Raw genomic sequence first — 16930 nt, forward strand, 5'->3', positions numbered from 1 at the left:
CGGTTCTCTTCAACGCCTTGCATCCTACTCCGTAGACGCCGCGCTGCCAGCCTGCTGCCCGACAAAAGCGCAAGAATCTGCAAGCGCGCAATGCACGCTCGGGCAGACACTCAAGCCCTACCGAGGAGTGTGTGCCATGAACCTGTCGTTGTACTTGCTGACCGTGCTGATCTGGGGCACTACCTGGATTGCCCTGAAATGGCAACTGGGCGTGGTGGCGATTCCGGTGTCGATCGTCTATCGCTTCGGCCTTGCCGCGCTGGTGCTGTTTGCGCTGTTGCTGCTCAGCCGCCGTCTGCAACCGATGAACCGCCGTGGGCATTTGATCTGCGTGGCTCAAGGGTTGTGTTTGTTCTGCGTCAATTTCATGTGCTTTCTGACCGCCAGTCAGTGGATCCCGAGCGGTCTGGTCGCGGTGGTGTTCTCAACCGCGACGTTGTGGAACGCGCTGAATGCGCGGGTGTTCTTTGGCCAGCGCATTGCGCGCAATGTGCTGATGGGCGGTGCACTTGGGTTGTTCGGCCTGGGCATGTTGTTCTGGCCGGAACTGGCCGGGCATCACGCCAGCCCGCAAACCTTGCTCGGTCTCGGCCTGGCGTTGTGCGGCACCTTGTGTTTTTCGGCGGGCAACATGCTTTCGAGTCTGCAGCAGAAGGCCGGCCTCAAACCGCTGACCACCAACGCCTGGGGCATGGCCTACGGCGCAGCGATGCTGTCGGTGTGGTGCCTGTTCAAAGGTATTCCGTTCGACATGGATTGGAGCCCGCGTTATGTCGGTGCGTTGCTGTATTTGGTAATCCCTGGTTCGGTGATCGGCTTCACTGCGTATCTGACGCTGGTCGGGCGCATGGGGCCGGAGCGGGCGGCTTACTGCACGGTATTGTTCCCGGTGGTGGCGCTGAACGTCTCGGCTTTTGCCGAAGGTTATCAATGGACAGCGCCGGCGCTGGTCGGGCTGGTGCTAGTGATGCTGGGTAATGTTCTGGTGTTTCGTAAACCGAAAGTGGTGTCGACGCCGGTGCAGGGAAAGTTGGCCTGAAATAAACCAGCGCTGAACCTCAACGCTCGACTTTCAAGGTGATGTAAATCATTACCGGGAATATGAAGTCAACGATATGCCGTGCCCAGTCCTTGGCATTCCAGGATTGCGAAGTGTCCATGTCAAACCATTCCACTCCAACTGTCTGCAGGCAGACGTAATAAATGAAAATGGCCGTCAGTATGCCCATGATCGAGAACTTCTTCGCCTCGTGGAATACTTCTGCGGTCGCATTTATGTGGCGATATAGCTGATAGGTGCCTATCAGGCACAGCAAGGTATACGTGACTTCCAGCGTGATGATGAACCAGTAGATCCGGTGATGAATCATCGGTGATTCAATGGCCCGATACTTGATGGATTCACTGGCGGTGGTGGTGTCCATACTGAGGATATGAGCCACGTAGGTGTAGTTTGAGTTGTAGTCAGTAAAGTTGTGGATCATCACCAGCAGGCCAAAGAAACTGATGTAAGCCATCAAAATAACTTTGCTGTAACGGATAAGTTTGTCAGTGGTCAGGGCGTTCAAGGTTTTTGCTCTCCATAGCGCTTGTCGATAATTCGATGGCCAGGCAGAGCTTATAATGCTGTTGTTTGATTTTGTTTGTTGTTCGATTTCAAGTTGTGTATTGGCGTAACTAACGGGCAACTGCGATAGCGCACTTGCCCGTGTTTTTTTATCCGCGCCAGACTTGCGGGTTGACCAGATCCTGCGGGCGTTCGCCGAGCAGGGCGCTGCGCAGGTTGGCCAGTGCACGATTGGCCATGGCTTCACGGGTTTCATTCGTCGCCGAGCCAATGTGCGGCAGGGTCACGGCGTTACTCAACTGGAACAGCGGCGACTCGGCCAGTGGTTCTTTTTCGTAGACGTCGAGGCCGGCGCCACGAATGCGCTTGTTTTGCAGGGCTTCGATCAGGGCCGGTTCATCGACGACCGGACCACGCGATATGTTCACCAGGATGGCATCGGGTTTCATCAGCGCCAGTTCGCGATGGCTGATGAGGTGGCGGGTTTTTTCACTGAGCGGCACCACCAGGCAGACGAAGTCGGCTTCGCCGAGCAGTTGATCGAGGCTGCGAAATTGCGCGCCGAGTTCTTGCTCCAGTTCAGTCTTGCGGCTGTTGCCGCTGTAGATGATTGGCATGTTGAAGCCGAAGCGGCCACGGCGGGCGACGGCCGCGCCAATGTTGCCCATGCCGACGATGCCGAGTGTTTTGCCGTGGACGTCGCAGCCGAACAGCGGGGCGCCGACGCTGGCTTGCCATTGCCCGGCCTTGGTCCAGGCGTCGAGTTCGGCGACGCGGCGGGCGCTGCTCATGATCAGGGCGAAGGCGAGGTCGGCGGTGCTTTCGGTGAGCACGTCGGGGGTGTTGGTGAGCATGATCCCGCGTTCGTTGAAGTAGTCGAGGTCGTAGTTGTCGTAGCCGACGGAGACGCTTGAGACCACTTCGAGTTTTGTTGCGGTTTCGAGTTGGGCCTGGCCGAGTTTGCGGCCGACGCCGATGAGGCCGTGGGCGTGGGGCAGGGCTTCGTTGAATTGGGCGTTGATGTCGCCGGCTTTTGGGTTGGGGACGATGACGTCGAACTCTTGTTGCAGGCGTTCGATCATGGGTGGGGTGATGCGGCTGAAGGCCAGGACAGTCTTTTTCATCGTTTTTGGCTCTTGTTCGGGCTTGATACCAAGCACGCTAACATTTCTGGCTTGGGGTTGTCTTGGCGGCCTCTGGGCCGACCATGTTCTTGGGGGGTTGGGTGTATATCCGTTGCTGCGGGTGTTGCTGATTAGGGTTCCGCCCTTACGGCGGGTCACTTTTTCCAGACGCCGAAAAAGTAACCAAAAAGGCTTGCTCCTACGTGCGGCCCGCTCGCTGGGGCTCGGGGTTCCTTCGCTGCGGGATCGATCCGGGCGCAGCGCCTACGGTTTGCTTCGCTGCACCTCCTCTCGCTGTGTTTGGCTGCGCCAAACGGTCGCTGCGCTCCCACCCCCGGATCAATCCCTCCACTCAGCCTTCCGACGTCGCCCGTGGATCAAGATCAAGAGCAGGCGAGCTGACACTCGGCCTATTTGCGCCTGCACTTGGTTCAGACTTTACGACCTGTCTTCTTGATAAACTCAAGGCCTTGGACATCAATCTGACCATGATGAACTTGATGCAGCTCATCTGTGTCGAAATTTACAAAACTAAAGTTGAAGGCTGCCTTGAAAGTTCCCTTGGCAATATTAAATTCTTCTATAAAAATAAACCCTGCATTTTTAGCGCTTGTATAGCCTTTTGTGTGTAAACCTGACGTATATGAGAATCTGAATGGAGAGGGAAAGAGCGCCGCGCTGAATTCATGTCTTCCATGTTTAATGTCTATGTCAAATTTGAGGTTGATGGTGAATGAAGTGGTGTCGGTTTTTTGGTAAGTTGCTTTTAGCGCGACTACATTATTGTCGGTGACAAAATGGTCGGGTTTTCCTTCGAACTTGTCGGTGATGTAGTCTTTGTTTAGTTTGGCAGTTACAGTGCCTTCACCTGATTTATCAAGGTTTTCGAGCTTCAGATCTTTAATGGGCATGTCTTGCTCCTTCAAGCTTATGTCGGGTTGACGACATTCATTGTTCGGCTGAAGGGATTAAAGCGCTACTGTCAGATCTGACAGGTTTACTATATCGATTGGCTATTAAGGTTTTTCGGAAGATGTTTTTTGAGACTTGATTGCCCACTTCAGGTTTGCGGCCATTGGACGATGCTTAAGGCCCTCATCCGGCATCATTCAAGGTAGAGGGAGCCGATTTGTGGGCCTTTCAAAACCGGAGCTCGACTCGGTATTTCACGTCGGCGTAACTCTCCCAAACCCCACGGTCAGTCCCCTCTCCCTCCGGGAGAGGGTTAGGGTGAGGGGCTTTTAGCTGTGTCCCGGAGATTGGGTGATTTCGTGGTTATCCAGCACGCGGTTCACCGCCAGTTCAGCGAGCATGATGATCTGCTGAATCGCCAGAATCGTGCGCCGTTGCGGCAGGTCGATGTAGGCGGCGATGTCGCTGGTCATCAGGCTGGCCTGGGCCAGTGATTCGCAGGCGTGGACCAACAGGCTTTCGCTGTCCTGCTCTGGAGCGACCTGGAACATGGTGCTGGGTTTGTGGAAGCGCAGGGTGAGGGCGTTGGGTTTGAGGTAGTGGTCGAGGGCGCGTTCGGCGGCTTCGTGGAATTTCTTCGAGCCGGGGAATTCGTAGGGGGTGGTGTCGTCGGTTTCAGGTGGATTAGGCGTTGGTTTGAACATAGGAAACATACTCGTGGCAAGTTGAGTTGAAGCTGCCACGTTTCGTTTTCCAGGCGAAAGGGTGGCAGCTGTGCGCGGACTGGAAAAACCGGTCAACTCACCAAAACCGGCAGGCCCAAGGGCCTCCCGCGCACAGCCGCCATAACATTGCGAGCTAAAAAGCGCCGCAGTATGCCATGAGCTTTGGTAGTTGAAATCGGGTTTTCCAGACCCGGTCGCTGATGCGTCAGCGACACCCAAATCCTAGCCACCGCACTTCCGACGGACAACCGTCAAAACCTGTCGGAAACATCCGCGAAATCCCCATTCTGTAGGAGCTGCCGTAGGCTGCGATCTTTTGATTTTTAAACATCAAGATCAAAAGATCGCAGCCTGCGGCAGCTCCTACAGAAGACGCATTGTGTTTAAAAATCAGTTGGCGACGCGTACGCCGGCGAGGCTGCCGCTGAGTTCGTAGGCGGCCAATTCGGCCTGGTGGGCGGCGAGAATCTCTGGCAGCGAGCCGCGCAAATACTCAACCCACGTCTTGATCTTCGCATCCAGATATTGTCGCGAGGGGTAGATCGCATACAGGTTCAGCTCTTGCGAGCGGTAGTTCGGCATGACCCGCACCAGCGTGCCGTTGCGCAAGCCTTCGATCGCTGCATACACCGGCAACACGCCTACGCCCATGCCGCTGGTGATCGCGGTTTTCATGGCGTCGGCGGAGTTCACCAGAAACGGCGAGCTGTTGATGGTGACCATTTCCTGGCCTTCCGGGCCGTCGAAGGCCCATTTTTCCAGGGGGATTACCGGGCTGACCAGACGCAGGCAGGCATGGTTGAGCAGGTCGCTGGGTTTTTGCGCGGCGCCGTTGGCTTTCACGTAGGCGGGTGATGCGCAGACGATGCTGTAGGTGATGCCCAGACGTTGCGAAACAAAACCCGAATCCGGTAGTTCGCTGGCGAGCACGATCGATACGTCGTAGCCCTCGTCGAGCAGGTCCGGCACGCGGTTGGCCAGGGTCAGGTCGAAGGTCACGTCCGGGTGGGTCTTGCGGTAGCGGGCGATGGCGTCGATGACGAAGTGCTGGCCGATGCCGGTCATGGTGTGCACTTTCAATTGCCCGGCCGGGCGCGCGTGGGCGTCGCTGGCTTCGGCTTCGGCCTCTTCGACGTAGGCGAGGATCTGCTCGCAGCGCAGCAGGTAGCGTTTGCCCGCTTCGGTGAGGGCAATGCGCCGGGTGGTGCGGTTGAGCAAGCGGGTTTGCAGGTGGGCTTCCAGATTGGAGACCGCGCGCGAGACGTTGGCGGTGGTGGTGTCGAGTTGCACGGCAGCGGCGGTGAAGCTGCCGGCTTCGGCGACACAACTGAAGGCGCGCATGTTTTGCAAAGTGTCCATGGGGTGCTCTCAAGGGAGATGGCAAATTGTGACACGAAGTTTCAGGGGCGAGACCCCCGACCAAGGGATTATCTCGTTAACCGTAACAAAGATTCACAGAAATCCCAGCTTATCGCCATTGAGGGTGCCCCCTAGAATTGCGCCGATCCCTGTAGGAGCTGCCGAAGGCTGCGATCTTTTGATTTTGGTTTAAGGGAATCAAGGTCAAAAGATCGCAGCCTGCGGCAGCTCCTACCGAGAGCAAGCCCCGCCTTATCCTCTTCTCAGGAATTCGCAGCTGTGCCGCGTCGCATCAACAGAGCGCTTTTGCCGCTCAGTGTTCTGGCTTTTACCCTGGGTCTCAGCGGCTGCATCTCAACTGACGGAATTGCCCCGCAAGGCAAGGCGTTGGAGGCCAATTCACTGGCTACCGACGACGCCATCGCCCACGCCACCCGTGACGCCAATTGGCCCACCGCGCAATGGTGGCAAGCCTACGGCGACCCGCAACTCAATCGCTGGATCGACCTCGCCGTGCAAGACAGCCCGAGCATGGCCATGGCCGCCGCGCGAGTGCGGCAGGCCAAAGCCATGGCCGGTGTCGCCGAAGCCGCCGAGTCGTTGCAGATCAATGGCGAGTCGACCCTCAAGCGCCACAACTGGCCGACAGATCAGTTCTACGGGCCGGGCGAGTTGGCCAACACCACCACTTGGGACAACAACGCCGCACTGGGTTTCAGCTACGCCCTCGACCTCTGGGGCCGTGAAAGCAATGCCAGTGAACGCGCGGTGGATCTGGCGCACATGAGCGCGGCCGAGGCGCGGCTGGCGCAGCTGGAATTGCAGAACAACATCGTCCGCGCCTATATCGAACTGTCGCTGCATTACGCCCAGCGCGACATCGTCGCGGCGACGCTCAAGCAGCAGCAACAGATTCTCGATCTGGCGCAGAAGCGCTTGAACGGCGGGATCGGCACCCACTTCGAAGTCAGCCAAGCCGAAACGCCACTGCCGGAAACTCATCGTCAGCTCGATGCGCTGGACGAAGAAATCGCCCTGAGTCGCAACCAGATCGCCGCGCTCGCCGGCAAAGGTCCGGGGGCGGGCGCGCAGTTGCAGCGCCCGACCCTGTCGCTCGGTGCTGCGCTGAAACTGCCGTCTGTCTTGCCCGCCGAACTGCTCGGCCAGCGTCCGGATGTGGTTGCCAGTCGCTGGCAAGTGGCGGCGCAGGCTCGTGGAATCGATGTGGCGCACGCCGGGTTTTATCCCAACGTCGATCTGGTCGGCAGCCTCGGTTACATGGCCACCGGCGGTGGCGCGCTGGAGTTTTTGACCGGCAAGAAACTCAACTACAACGTCGGCCCGGCGATCTCGCTGCCGATCTTTGACGGCGGGCGTTTGCGCTCCGAATTGGGCGAGGCTTCCGCCGGTTATGACATTGCCGTGGCGCATTACAACCAGACGCTGGTGAATGCGCTGAAGAACATTTCCGATCAGTTGATCCGCCGCGAGTCGATGGACAAGCAGCAAGGTTTTGCCGCCGAGTCGGTGGCCACGGCGCAGAAGACCTACGACATCGCGATGATCGCTTATCAACGCGGCCTCACCGATTACCTCAATGTGCTCAATGCGCAGACGTTGTTGTTCAAGCAACAGCAAGTTCAGCAGCAAGTGCAGGCGGCGCGGTTGAGTGCGCATGCCGAGCTGGTGACTGCGTTAGGCGGTGGCCTCGGGGCTGGCAACGATGTGCCGACTGCCGAGAAAACCCAAGCGCCGAAAACCCCGGCACTCCTGCGTTGAACACACAACCCATTGTAGGAGTGAGCCTGCTCGCGATAGCGGTGTTTCAGTCGACAGAAATGTTGAATGTGAAATGGCTATCGCGAGCAGGCTCACTCCTACAGGGACCGCGTTTTACCTGAATATTCTTGAGTACATTGAATGACTCCCTTGCCCGCACCTCTGCGCTGGCTCTACTCCCTGGAATGGCGCCGGGGTTTCTTCGACTGGGCGCGCAGCGATGGCGTGACCTGGGTCTACATCTTCAAGGTGTTGCTCGCCGCGTTTCTCACCCTGTGGCTGGCCATGCGCCTGGAATTGCCACAACCACGCACGGCGATGATTACCGTGTTTATCGTCATGCAGCCGCAGAGCGGCCAGGTGTTCGCCAAGAGTTTCTATCGCTTCCTCGGCACGCTGGCCGGGTCGGCGATGATGGTCACGTTGATCGCCTTGTTCGCGCAAAACACCGAGCTGTTTCTTGGCTCGCTGGCGATCTGGGTCGGCATCTGCTCGGCCGGTGCCGCACGTTGCCGCAACTTCCGCGCCTACGGTTTTGTCCTTGCCGGCTACACCGCCGCGATGGTCGGCTTGCCTGCGCTGGCGCACCCGGACGGCGCGTTCATGGCTGCCGTATGGCGAGTGCTGGAGATCTCGCTGGGGATTCTTTGCTCGACCGTGATCAGCGCCGCGATCCTGCCGCAAACCGCCAGCGCCGCCATGCGCAACGCCTTGTATCAGCGTTTCGGTGTGTTCGCGCTATTCGTCACCGATGGCCTGCGCGGACGCAGCAAAGCCGAGTCTTTCGAGGCGAGCAACGTGCGCTTTATCGCCGAAGCCGTGGGGCTGGAAGGGCTGCGCAGCGTGACCGTATTCGAAGACCCGCACATGCGTCGGCGCAACGGCCGATTGAGTCGTTTGAACAGCGAGTTCATGGGCATCACCACACGCTTCAACGCCTTGCATCAGTTGCTTGAACGTCTGCGCGGCAACGGCGAAGAACACGTTGTCGCAGCGATCAGACCGGGCCTGCAGGATCTCGCCGAAGTGCTCGACGGCTTCAGCGGTCGCGCCCTGACCAGTCCCGACGCAGCACGCTTGGCGACAGCGCTGGCCACCTACAAGGAAGGCTTGCCAGCACGTGTACGAACCCTGCGGGGCATCTTTCAGGACACCGATCCGAGCGAAGCCGAACAACTGGATTTCCACACCGCCTACGAATTGCTCTACCGCTTCGTCGACGATCTGCACAGTTATGCACAGACCCACGCTTCGCTCGCCGACCACCGCCACGAACGCGAGCGCTGGGACGAGCCATTCACCCCGCAAACCAACTGGTGGGCGGCCGCTGCGTCGGGCATTCGCGCCTCGTTCATTCTGGTGGTGCTCGGCAGTTACTGGGTCGCCACAGCATGGCCAAGCGGCGCGACGATGACCCTGATTGCAGCCGCTACCGTGGGCCTCTCCGCCGCTACGCCGAACCCGAAACGCATGGCATTTCAAATGGCCTGCGGCACCTTCCTCGGTGCGCTGATCGGCTTCGTCGAGATGTTTTTCATCTTCCCGTGGATCGATGGTTTTCCGCTGCTGTGTGTGATGCTCGCGCCGGTGATCGTGCTTGGCTCGTTCCTCACCTCGCGCCCGCAGTACGCCGGTGTCGGCCTCGGGCTGCTGATCTTCTTCAGTACCGGGTCGGTGCCGGACAACCTGACCATTTACAACCCGTACACCTTCATCAACGACTACATCGCCATGGTCATGGGCATGTTGGTCTGCGCCGCTGCGGGGGCAATTATTCTGCCGCCGAACAGCCGCTGGTTATGGAAACGTCTGGAGCAGGATCTGCGCGGCCAGGTGGTCTATGCAATCAGCGGCAAACTCAAAGGCCTGGCGTCGAGCTTCGAGAGCCGTACCCGCGATCTGCTGCATCAGGCTTACGGTCTGGCGGCTGGGGAGCCGAAGGTGCAAAAGAATCTGCTGCGCTGGATGTTTGTGGTGCTGGAAGTCGGCCACGCGATCATTGAGCTGCGCAAGGAACAGGCGATCCTGCCGGTGCACCCGGCCTATGCCGAATCGCAGCCGTGGCGCCAGGCGATCCGCGTGATGGGCCGCGCGCTGGTGCGGCTGTTTCTGCAGCCGAACTCCAGCAATCTCGAACGCGCACTGGTCGCGGTCGATCATGCGATCAGCCGCGTCGCGGCGACCGATGAGCCATTCGCGCCGCACTTCGATACCTCAGCATTGCGTCGGGTGAAGAGTTATCTGCACTTCATCCGTACCTCGTTGCTCGACCCGCAATCACCGCTCGCTGCTTACGCCATCGCCAAGCCCGAAGGACTTGCCCATGCCTCGTGAAATCGCTTTCCACGGCGTGTACATGCCGACCATGACTTTGATGTTTTTCATTGCTGCGGCACTGGCCTGGGCGGTGGACCGCTTCTTGTCGGGGTTCGACCTATACAGTTTTTTCTGGCACCCGGCGCTGCTGCGTCTGAGTCTGTTTACCTGTCTGTTCGGCGCCATGGCGCTGACTGTCTACCGTTGAGAACGTCACGATGAAAAAGTTTTTCAGCCTGCTCGCGACCCTGCTGGTGCTGGCCCTGGCGCTGTGGATCGGCCGCACGTTGTGGGAGCACTACATGAACACGCCCTGGACCCGTGATGGTCGGGTTCGCGCCGACATCATCAACGTCGCCGCCGACGTTACCGGTGAGGTAATCGACGTGCCGGTGCGTGACAACCAATTGGTGAAGAAGGGCGATCTGCTGATGCAGATCGACCCCGAGCATTACCGCATTGCGGTCAAACAGGCGCAGTCGCTGGTCGCCTCGCGCAAGTCGACCTGGGAGATGCGCAAGGTCAATGCCCATCGCCGCGCCGACCTCGACAACCTGGTGATCTCCAAGGAAAACCGCGACGACGCCAGCAACATCGCTGACGCCGCGCTGGCCGATTACCAACATGCGCAGGCGCAACTGGAAGCGGCCGAGCTCAACCTCAAACGCACCGCAGTGCGCGCGGCGGTCGACGGTTATGTGACCAACCTCAACGTGCATCGCGGTGACTACGCGCGCATCGGCGATGCGAAAATGGCCGTGGTCGACATGAACTCGTTCTGGGTTTACGGCTTCTTCGAAGAGACCAAATTGCCCCACGTGAAAGTCGGTGATAAAGCCGACATGCAATTGATGAGCGGCGAAGTGCTCACGGGCCACGTGGAAAGCATTTCCCGTGGCATCTACGACCGCGACAACCCGGAAAGCCGGGAGCTGATTGCCGATGTGAACCCAACGTTCAACTGGGTGCGGCTGGCCCAGCGAGTGCCGGTAAGGATTCACATTGATGAGGTGCCAGAGGGTGTTTTGTTGGCGGCGGGGATTACTTGTACGGTTGTGGTGAGTCAGAGCGCTGTGGATAACTGATGGACCGGCTCGTCTGCATCGCGAGCAGGCTCACTCCTACACTGGATCTGTGTGACACCGAAGATCCCCTGTAGGAGCGAGCCTGCTCGCGACGGCGTCGGCGCTGCCTCAGAGCCGCCCGCGCAAACCGAAGCGCTTCATCAACGTCGACTCCAGCAAACCCTTGGGCAACAACGCCGCCAACAACGGCAACGCGCGGCTGCCGTTGCCGATGCGGATCAAGCGTGGCGGTTTGCTCTGCTGCACAGCTTTCAACAGTTCAGCCGCAAATTCATTGGCCGGCGTCGGCTTGTCCTGTGACGCCTTGGCCCGCGCGCGAATGCCCTCACGCAGCGGAAACCATGGCGACTGCTCGTTGATCAATTGCTCGGCTTCATGCCCGGCGTTCTTGGCAAAACTCGACTGGATCGCCCCCGGCTGCACTTCCATCACGCGAATCCCGAACGGAGCCAACTCCATGCGCAGTGCATCGCTCAACGCATGCACCGCTGCTTTCGAGGCGCAGTAAGCACCGGCAAACGGTGTGACCAATACCCCGGAAACACTGCCGATATTCACCACTAATCCTTTGGCCCGGCGCAGCACCGGGAACAGCGCACGGGTGACACCGACAATCGAGAACACATTGGTTTCGAACTGGCGCTGCATCGCCGCAACACCGCCATCGAGCAGCGGCCCCATGGCGCCGTAACCCGCGTTGTTGATCAGCACATCAAGGCCGCCGTGTTGCTGGTTGATCCGCTCGCCAAGTTGCTCCAGCGCGGCGCTGTCATTGACGTCGAGTTGCACGGCGGTGAACCCGGTAGACGCCAGCAACGCCACGTCTTCAGCCTTGCGCGCACTGGCCCAGACTTCGTAACCGGCGGCTTTGAACGCATCGGCGAGGGCGCGGCCGATGCCGCTGGAACAACCGGTAATCAACGCAACGGGCATGGCGCATTCCTTGTGCAAAAGAGTGAGGAAGGGAGGATCAATCGGAGAAACTACCCTGCAATCGCTCGGCGCGAAACTCCAGGGTTTGCGGGCGATAACCAGGGCGTAGCGGCGGCATGGGCAGGCAGTCTTCCCACTCGCCGCCGGCCTGCAGTTCGCCGGGGCCGCGATAGCGCGGAGCGGTGTATTGGTTGTCGGCCAGATTGACCGTGTCACCCGGCGCGTAGGCGGCGATGCGCCAGCGCAGTTCGGTCAGGGGCACATCGTTGCTGTTTTTCATTTTCAGTTGCAGCGGACGATCGGCCGGGCATTGCTGCGGGGCATAGCTGATGCGCATCTCAAGGCGCGCCAGTTGCTTGATCTCGCGGTTGTCCAGCCACACCACCCACATGGCCACGAAACCCAGGCCAATCGCCGCCGCCACCGAGACCGGCAGGGCCTTGGCCGGGTAGCGCAGCAGGAGGATCAACCAGGTGATGACCAGCAGAATGCCGATGAACATGTTGGAACGCTCCAATAGGTCGTGAGCACCATCCTACCGAAGGCCCGCTGGAATGGACATTTGTTGCGCAGGTGATTTAACCGTTGGTCGGAACTGTGATTTCTGACAGTAGGCACTTCGCGACACGTCTGCTCAGATGTTTGCAGGCGCAGAAAATGCAGGCGAGCTATATGGACATTCACAGCAAAACACCGGTGCTGGCCGTAACCGATCCGCGTGGTTTGACCATCTGCAGGGTCGATTATTGGCGCTGCGATGCCAGCCAGGTGCCTGAAACCCGTCTTCATCGCACAGCGCGTGATGCGGCCGGCCACCCGGTGAAGCAGTGGGACCCGCGATTGTGGGCACTGCAAAGCGATGATCCGCTGGCACCGGCCAATCTGGACACCGTGTACTCGATGAACGGGCACGTTCTGCGCTCGAACAGTGTCGACGCCGGCATGCAAATCAGCCTGCTGGGGCTGGGTTCAGAAACACTGACGTATTGGGACAGCCGAGGTACCCGCCGGGACCGTGAGCATGACGCGCTATTGCGGCCGACAGCGGTGTTCGAAGAAGGCGGATTGCAGCCACGCCGTTGCGCCGAGCGCTTTGTTTATGGTCGGCCGGGTGTTGCCGATGCAACCCGTAATCAACTTGGCCAGCTGCTTCGTCACGATGATCCGGCGGGAAGTGTGTTGTTCGATGCCTTCGCCATCAGTGGAGAAAACGTCGAAAACACCCGGCATTTCACCCTCGAACCCGTCTCTGCCGATTGGCCCGAACCGATTGATGAGCGCCAGCGTTTGCTGGAACCCGGTGAGGGGGCAACCACGCGTTGGCGTTTCGGGCCACTCGGTGCGTTGCTGGAACAAGTCGATGCACGGGGCAATCGACATGGCAACGAATGGACGCTTGATGGCGGTTTGCGGGCGTGCCATTTGCAGTTGAAGCATCAGACTGAATGGCTGGCGGTGGTTTGCGATATTCACTACAACGCAGAAAGGCGGGTCACGCAGGAGCGGGCGGGCAATGGCGTACTGACAACGCTGACCTACCGTCAAGAGGATGGGCGTCTGATAGAGCGTCACGCCAAAAACAGTCAGGGCGTGGTCTTGCAGCATCTGCTGTACCAATACGACCGGACAGGCAATGTGCTGAGCATCGAAGACCGGGCGCTGCCCGTGCGCTACTTCGCCAACCAGCGCATCGAACCGATCAGCTGCTTCATCTACGACAGCCTCTACCAGTTGAGCGAGGCCAGCGGCTGGGAGGCGGGGGCGGGCGATGGTGGCCCGACAGCGATCGCCAATTACTCGCAACGTTACCGTTATGACGCTGGCGGCAATTTGCTCAAGTTGATCCACGTGGGGGCACAAAGCCCAGGTCATGATCTGCAGGCTGCCCGCTCCAGTAATCGTTGCCTGCCGTGGCGTAATGGCGTGCCGCCCGATGAGGTAGAGATTGGCGCTGCATTCGACGCTCGCGGCAATTTACTGCTGCTGGATCAAGGGCGGCGGTTGCAGTGGAATCTGCGCAATCAGCTGCAATCGGTAACGGCAGTGCGACGCGATGCGCGCGCGGATGATGGCGAAGTATTTTTCTACAACGGTCACGGCGAGCGCGTGAGCAAGATGCGTACGTTGCAGAACCATGCTCGCAGTGTGGTCTCGCAGGTGCGTTATCTGCCGGCGCTGGAATTGCGCACGGACAGCGGCACCGGTGAGGCATTACAGGTCATCACGGTGCAGACTGGCCTGAACAGTATTCGCGTCCTGCATTGGGAGAGCGTGCCGCCGACAGGCGTCAACGATCAATATCGCTACGGTTTCAGCGATCATCTGGGATCGATCAGTCTTGAACTGGATGCAGATTCACGCTTGATCAGTCGGGAGCATTTCTACCCGTTTGGTGCGACTGCGTGGAGTGAGGAAAGCGAGGTCAGTTACAAGACCCTGCGTTATTCGGGCAAGGAGTGCGATGCAACGGGTCTGTACTACTATGGTTTCCGTTATTACATGCCGTGGTTGCAACGCTGGTTGAATCCTGATCCTGCCGGTGCCATAGACGGGCATAACCGTTATCGGGCAATGCGCAACAACCCCATCGTGTATACCGACGGGGACGGGCGCAAGCCAGGCAACAAAAACGGTGATCGGGTTTATCATGAGCTTGCCGAGCAAAAACTGGTCAATCCGCTGCAAGCTGCCGGAATGCAGCCGGTGCGCAACTATTTTGAAGCCAGCAATGATCCCAAAGTACAGGCCTACCGTAAGGCCATTCCCGATGAATTGGCAAAGCTGGGAGCCAAAAGCGACTCTCTGCTCAATACCCATGAAGCCCATGTGAGGGCGGCGGTCAGAACACAGACCGCATCGCCATCAGGGCCCATTCTTTATCACTCCGGTGAGCTGCTCTCTGCGGGCATGAGCAAGATTATCGGGGAGCAGAACACCAGTCGGATAATGGGCCCGATGTCGGTTGCCTTCAACAGTCCGACCGAAGACCCGCAGGTTCTTGCCGGCAGGCGCGATGCTGTGGCGAAGACCTTCAAGACCGGTGGACAACTGTTGATGCATGCAGCCCATCCCGCGGCCCAATTACTCGGTGCAGCCAGTACCGCGATGGGTAACGTCATGGAAATCTCGGAAGCGCAGACGCGTGTGCAGTACAGGATGTTGAATACGCCGGCCAATGTGGCGATGAACGTCCCGGGGGATAATGCGCAGATATCTTTTCAATCATTCCAGCAAACATTCACTTTGCCTCAGCAATCGCTGTTTTCAGAGGCGTCGGCGGCGCCAAGTGAATGGGCACAACAGTTATTGGCCGTCGCCTTTAAGCCGCCACCGCTACAGATCGTTCATGCGAACGATGATTCAGTAAACGATGACGAATATCTTGATCGTCCGCGTCGAGGCTCACATTACGGTTAAGTAAAAAAGCCCCCGCCCAACCCACTGCGGATAGGGGACGCAGCGGGCTGGACGGGGGCTTCTTGTTCTACTGAACGTTATTGCGCGATGGTCTTCACCGACACGCCGCGTTCGATCGGGGTGGAACGGCCGTAGATATCTTCGAAGCGTTCGATGTCGTCTTCGCCCAGGTACGAACCCGACTGAACTTCGATGATTTCCAGCGGGATCTTGCCCGGGTTGCGCAGGCGATGCACCGAGGCGATCGGGATGTAGGTCGACTGGTTTTCGCAGAGCAGGAACACGTTTTCATCGCAGGTCACTTCGGCGGTGCCGCTGACCACGATCCAGTGTTCGGCGCGGTGATGGTGCATCTGCAGCGACAGGCACGCGCCCGGTTTCACCGAGATGTGCTTGACCTGGAAACGCCCGCCCATGTCCACCGAGTCGTAGGAACCCCACGGACGATAGACTTCGCAGTGGTTCTGGGTTTCGCTGCGGCCTTGCTCGTTGAGGGTGTTGACCATCTGCTTGACGCCCTGAACCTTGTCTTTGTGGGCGATCATCATGGCGTCTTTGGTTTCGACCACCACAATGTTTTCCAGACCGATCACCGACACCAGTTTGCCGTTGCCGTGGATCATGCAGTTCTTGCTGTCCTGAATCACCACATCGCCCTTGGTGACGTTACCGTTGGCGTCTTTCTCGTTGACTTCCCACAGCGACGACCAGCAACCGACATCGCTCCAGCCAGCGGTCAGCGGTACCACGCAGGCGCGCTGGGTTTTTTCCATGACGGAGTAGTCGATGGAATTGTCCGGGCAGCAGGCGAAGGTCGCTTCGTCGAAGGTGATGGTGTCGGCGTCTTGCTGGCTGCGTTCGAGGGTCAGCAGGCAGGTGTCGTAGATGTCCGGATCATGCTTTTTCAGTTCTTCAAGGAAGCGGCTGGCGCGGAACAGGAACATGCCGCTGTTCCAGTAGTAACCGCCGGATTCGACGTACTCGGTGGCACGTTTGACGTCAGGTTTTTCGACGAAGTGCGAAACGCGGCTGACGCCTTCGGGCAGCAGCGAATCGCCGGTGGATTTGATGTAGCCATAACCGGTTTCCGGTTTGGTCGCCGGCACGCCGAACAGGACCATTTCGCCATTTTCGGCGGCGACGGTGGCCAAGGCCAGTGCGCGTTGCAGGGCTTTCTGATCTTCCAGCACGTGGTCGGCCGGCAGCACCAGCATCAATTCGTCACGGCCTTCATTGACCAGCATCATCGCGGTCAGCGCCACGGCCGGTGCGGTGTTGCGGCCGAACGGTTCCATCAGGATGCGCTGGCATTCCAGATTGCGGTTGCTCAACTGCTCGTTGACGATGAAACGGTGATCCTTGTTGCAGACCACGATCGGGGTGTCCATGCCTTCGAACACCAGGCGCTCGAGGGTCTGCTGGAAAAGGGTGTGTTCGCCGGTCAGGGCGAGGAATTGCTTAGGGAACTGCTTACGCGAAAGCGGCCAGAGACGCGAACCGCTACCACCTGACAAGATCACCGGAATCATATTGTTTACTCCATAAAATCGATTGGTTAGAGGCACGAACGCTGTGTCGTTTCACTCTTGTTTTTGTTTCGTGTCCGAACTGACAACCCGATCCCCTGTAGGAGTGAGCCTGCTCGCGATTGCGTTGGATCAATCAACACATTCTTTGAATGTGAAACCGATATCGCGAGCAGGCTCACTCCTA

At 58.8% G+C, this 16930-nt stretch carries 14 protein-coding genes; 6 read left to right on the plus strand and 8 right to left on the minus strand.

Annotated features, from left to right (window positions below):
- Positions 1-136 precede the first annotated feature (136 nt).
- A complete protein-coding gene (locus tag PspR84_RS05225) occupies positions 137-1039 on the plus strand; it encodes a DMT family transporter (RefSeq protein ID WP_160055984.1) in 903 nt (300 codons plus the stop codon).
- 19 nt (positions 1040-1058) lie between these two features.
- Here the strand turns inward: PspR84_RS05225 and PspR84_RS05230 are convergent, their stop codons facing one another.
- The 5 genes from PspR84_RS05230 to PspR84_RS05250 form a co-directional block, all read right to left on the minus strand.
- On the minus strand, positions 1059-1568 hold the full coding sequence (locus tag PspR84_RS05230) for a DUF2165 domain-containing protein (protein ID WP_160055986.1): 510 nt from the start codon (positions 1566-1568) through the stop codon (positions 1059-1061).
- 148 nt (positions 1569-1716) lie between these two features.
- Complete coding sequence (locus PspR84_RS05235; RefSeq protein ID WP_160055988.1) at positions 1717-2691, minus strand: D-glycerate dehydrogenase; 975 nt, start codon at positions 2689-2691, stop codon at positions 1717-1719.
- Positions 2692-3122: 431 nt separating this feature from the next.
- Positions 3123-3602, minus strand: a complete 480-nt coding sequence (locus PspR84_RS05240) for a hypothetical protein (RefSeq protein WP_160055990.1) — start codon at positions 3600-3602, stop codon at positions 3123-3125.
- Positions 3603-3932: 330 nt separating this feature from the next.
- Positions 3933-4307 (minus strand): DUF6124 family protein, encoded by a 375-nt coding sequence (locus tag PspR84_RS05245; protein ID WP_160055992.1) that lies wholly within the window; start codon positions 4305-4307, stop codon positions 3933-3935.
- Positions 4308-4718: 411 nt separating this feature from the next.
- Positions 4719-5687, minus strand: coding sequence for a LysR family transcriptional regulator (locus PspR84_RS05250; RefSeq protein ID WP_102900633.1), 969 nt, complete (start codon positions 5685-5687; stop codon positions 4719-4721).
- Between the two features lie 279 nt (positions 5688-5966).
- Between PspR84_RS05250 and PspR84_RS05255 the strand changes: the two genes are divergently transcribed.
- From PspR84_RS05255 to PspR84_RS05270, 4 genes are all read left to right on the plus strand, one after another.
- Positions 5967-7466: an efflux transporter outer membrane subunit gene (locus tag PspR84_RS05255; protein ID WP_160055994.1), complete on the plus strand. Its 1500-nt coding sequence runs from the start codon at positions 5967-5969 to the stop codon at positions 7464-7466.
- A gap of 141 nt (positions 7467-7607) precedes the next feature.
- Entirely contained in the window at positions 7608-9800 is a 2193-nt protein-coding gene (locus PspR84_RS05260; RefSeq protein WP_160055996.1) for an FUSC family protein, read from the plus strand.
- A complete protein-coding gene (locus tag PspR84_RS05265) occupies positions 9790-9990 on the plus strand; it encodes a DUF1656 domain-containing protein (RefSeq protein ID WP_160055998.1) in 201 nt (66 codons plus the stop codon). The genes PspR84_RS05260 and PspR84_RS05265 overlap by 11 nt, the downstream gene beginning before the upstream one ends.
- A gap of 10 nt (positions 9991-10000) precedes the next feature.
- Positions 10001-10867, plus strand: a complete 867-nt coding sequence (locus tag PspR84_RS05270) for an HlyD family secretion protein (RefSeq protein WP_160056000.1) — start codon at positions 10001-10003, stop codon at positions 10865-10867.
- Between the two features lie 108 nt (positions 10868-10975).
- On the opposite strand, the gene PspR84_RS05275 is transcribed toward PspR84_RS05270, so the two are convergent.
- Together PspR84_RS05275 and PspR84_RS05280 are read right to left on the minus strand one after the other, a co-directional pair.
- The gene (locus PspR84_RS05275; RefSeq protein WP_160056002.1) at positions 10976-11800 is read right to left on the minus strand and encodes an SDR family oxidoreductase; all 825 of its coding nucleotides are present in this window, start codon (positions 11798-11800) and stop codon (positions 10976-10978) included.
- Positions 11801-11837: 37 nt separating this feature from the next.
- Positions 11838-12302 carry a multidrug transporter gene (locus tag PspR84_RS05280; protein ID WP_160056004.1) on the minus strand — a complete coding sequence of 155 codons (465 nt, stop codon included), beginning with the start codon at positions 12300-12302 and terminating at the stop codon, positions 11838-11840.
- A gap of 170 nt (positions 12303-12472) precedes the next feature.
- On the opposite strand from PspR84_RS05280, the gene PspR84_RS05285 reads away from it, so the two are divergent.
- Positions 12473-15217 (plus strand): RHS repeat-associated core domain-containing protein, encoded by a 2745-nt coding sequence (locus tag PspR84_RS05285; protein WP_160060052.1) that lies wholly within the window; start codon positions 12473-12475, stop codon positions 15215-15217.
- Positions 15218-15294: 77 nt separating this feature from the next.
- On the opposite strand, the gene PspR84_RS05290 is transcribed toward PspR84_RS05285, so the two are convergent.
- Positions 15295-16746 (minus strand): mannose-1-phosphate guanylyltransferase/mannose-6-phosphate isomerase, encoded by a 1452-nt coding sequence (locus PspR84_RS05290; protein WP_077571209.1) that lies wholly within the window; start codon positions 16744-16746, stop codon positions 15295-15297.
- Positions 16747-16930: the final 184 nt, after the last annotated feature.

The organism is Pseudomonas sp. R84 (assembly GCF_009834515.1).
GTDB lineage: Bacteria > Pseudomonadota > Gammaproteobacteria > Pseudomonadales > Pseudomonadaceae > Aquipseudomonas.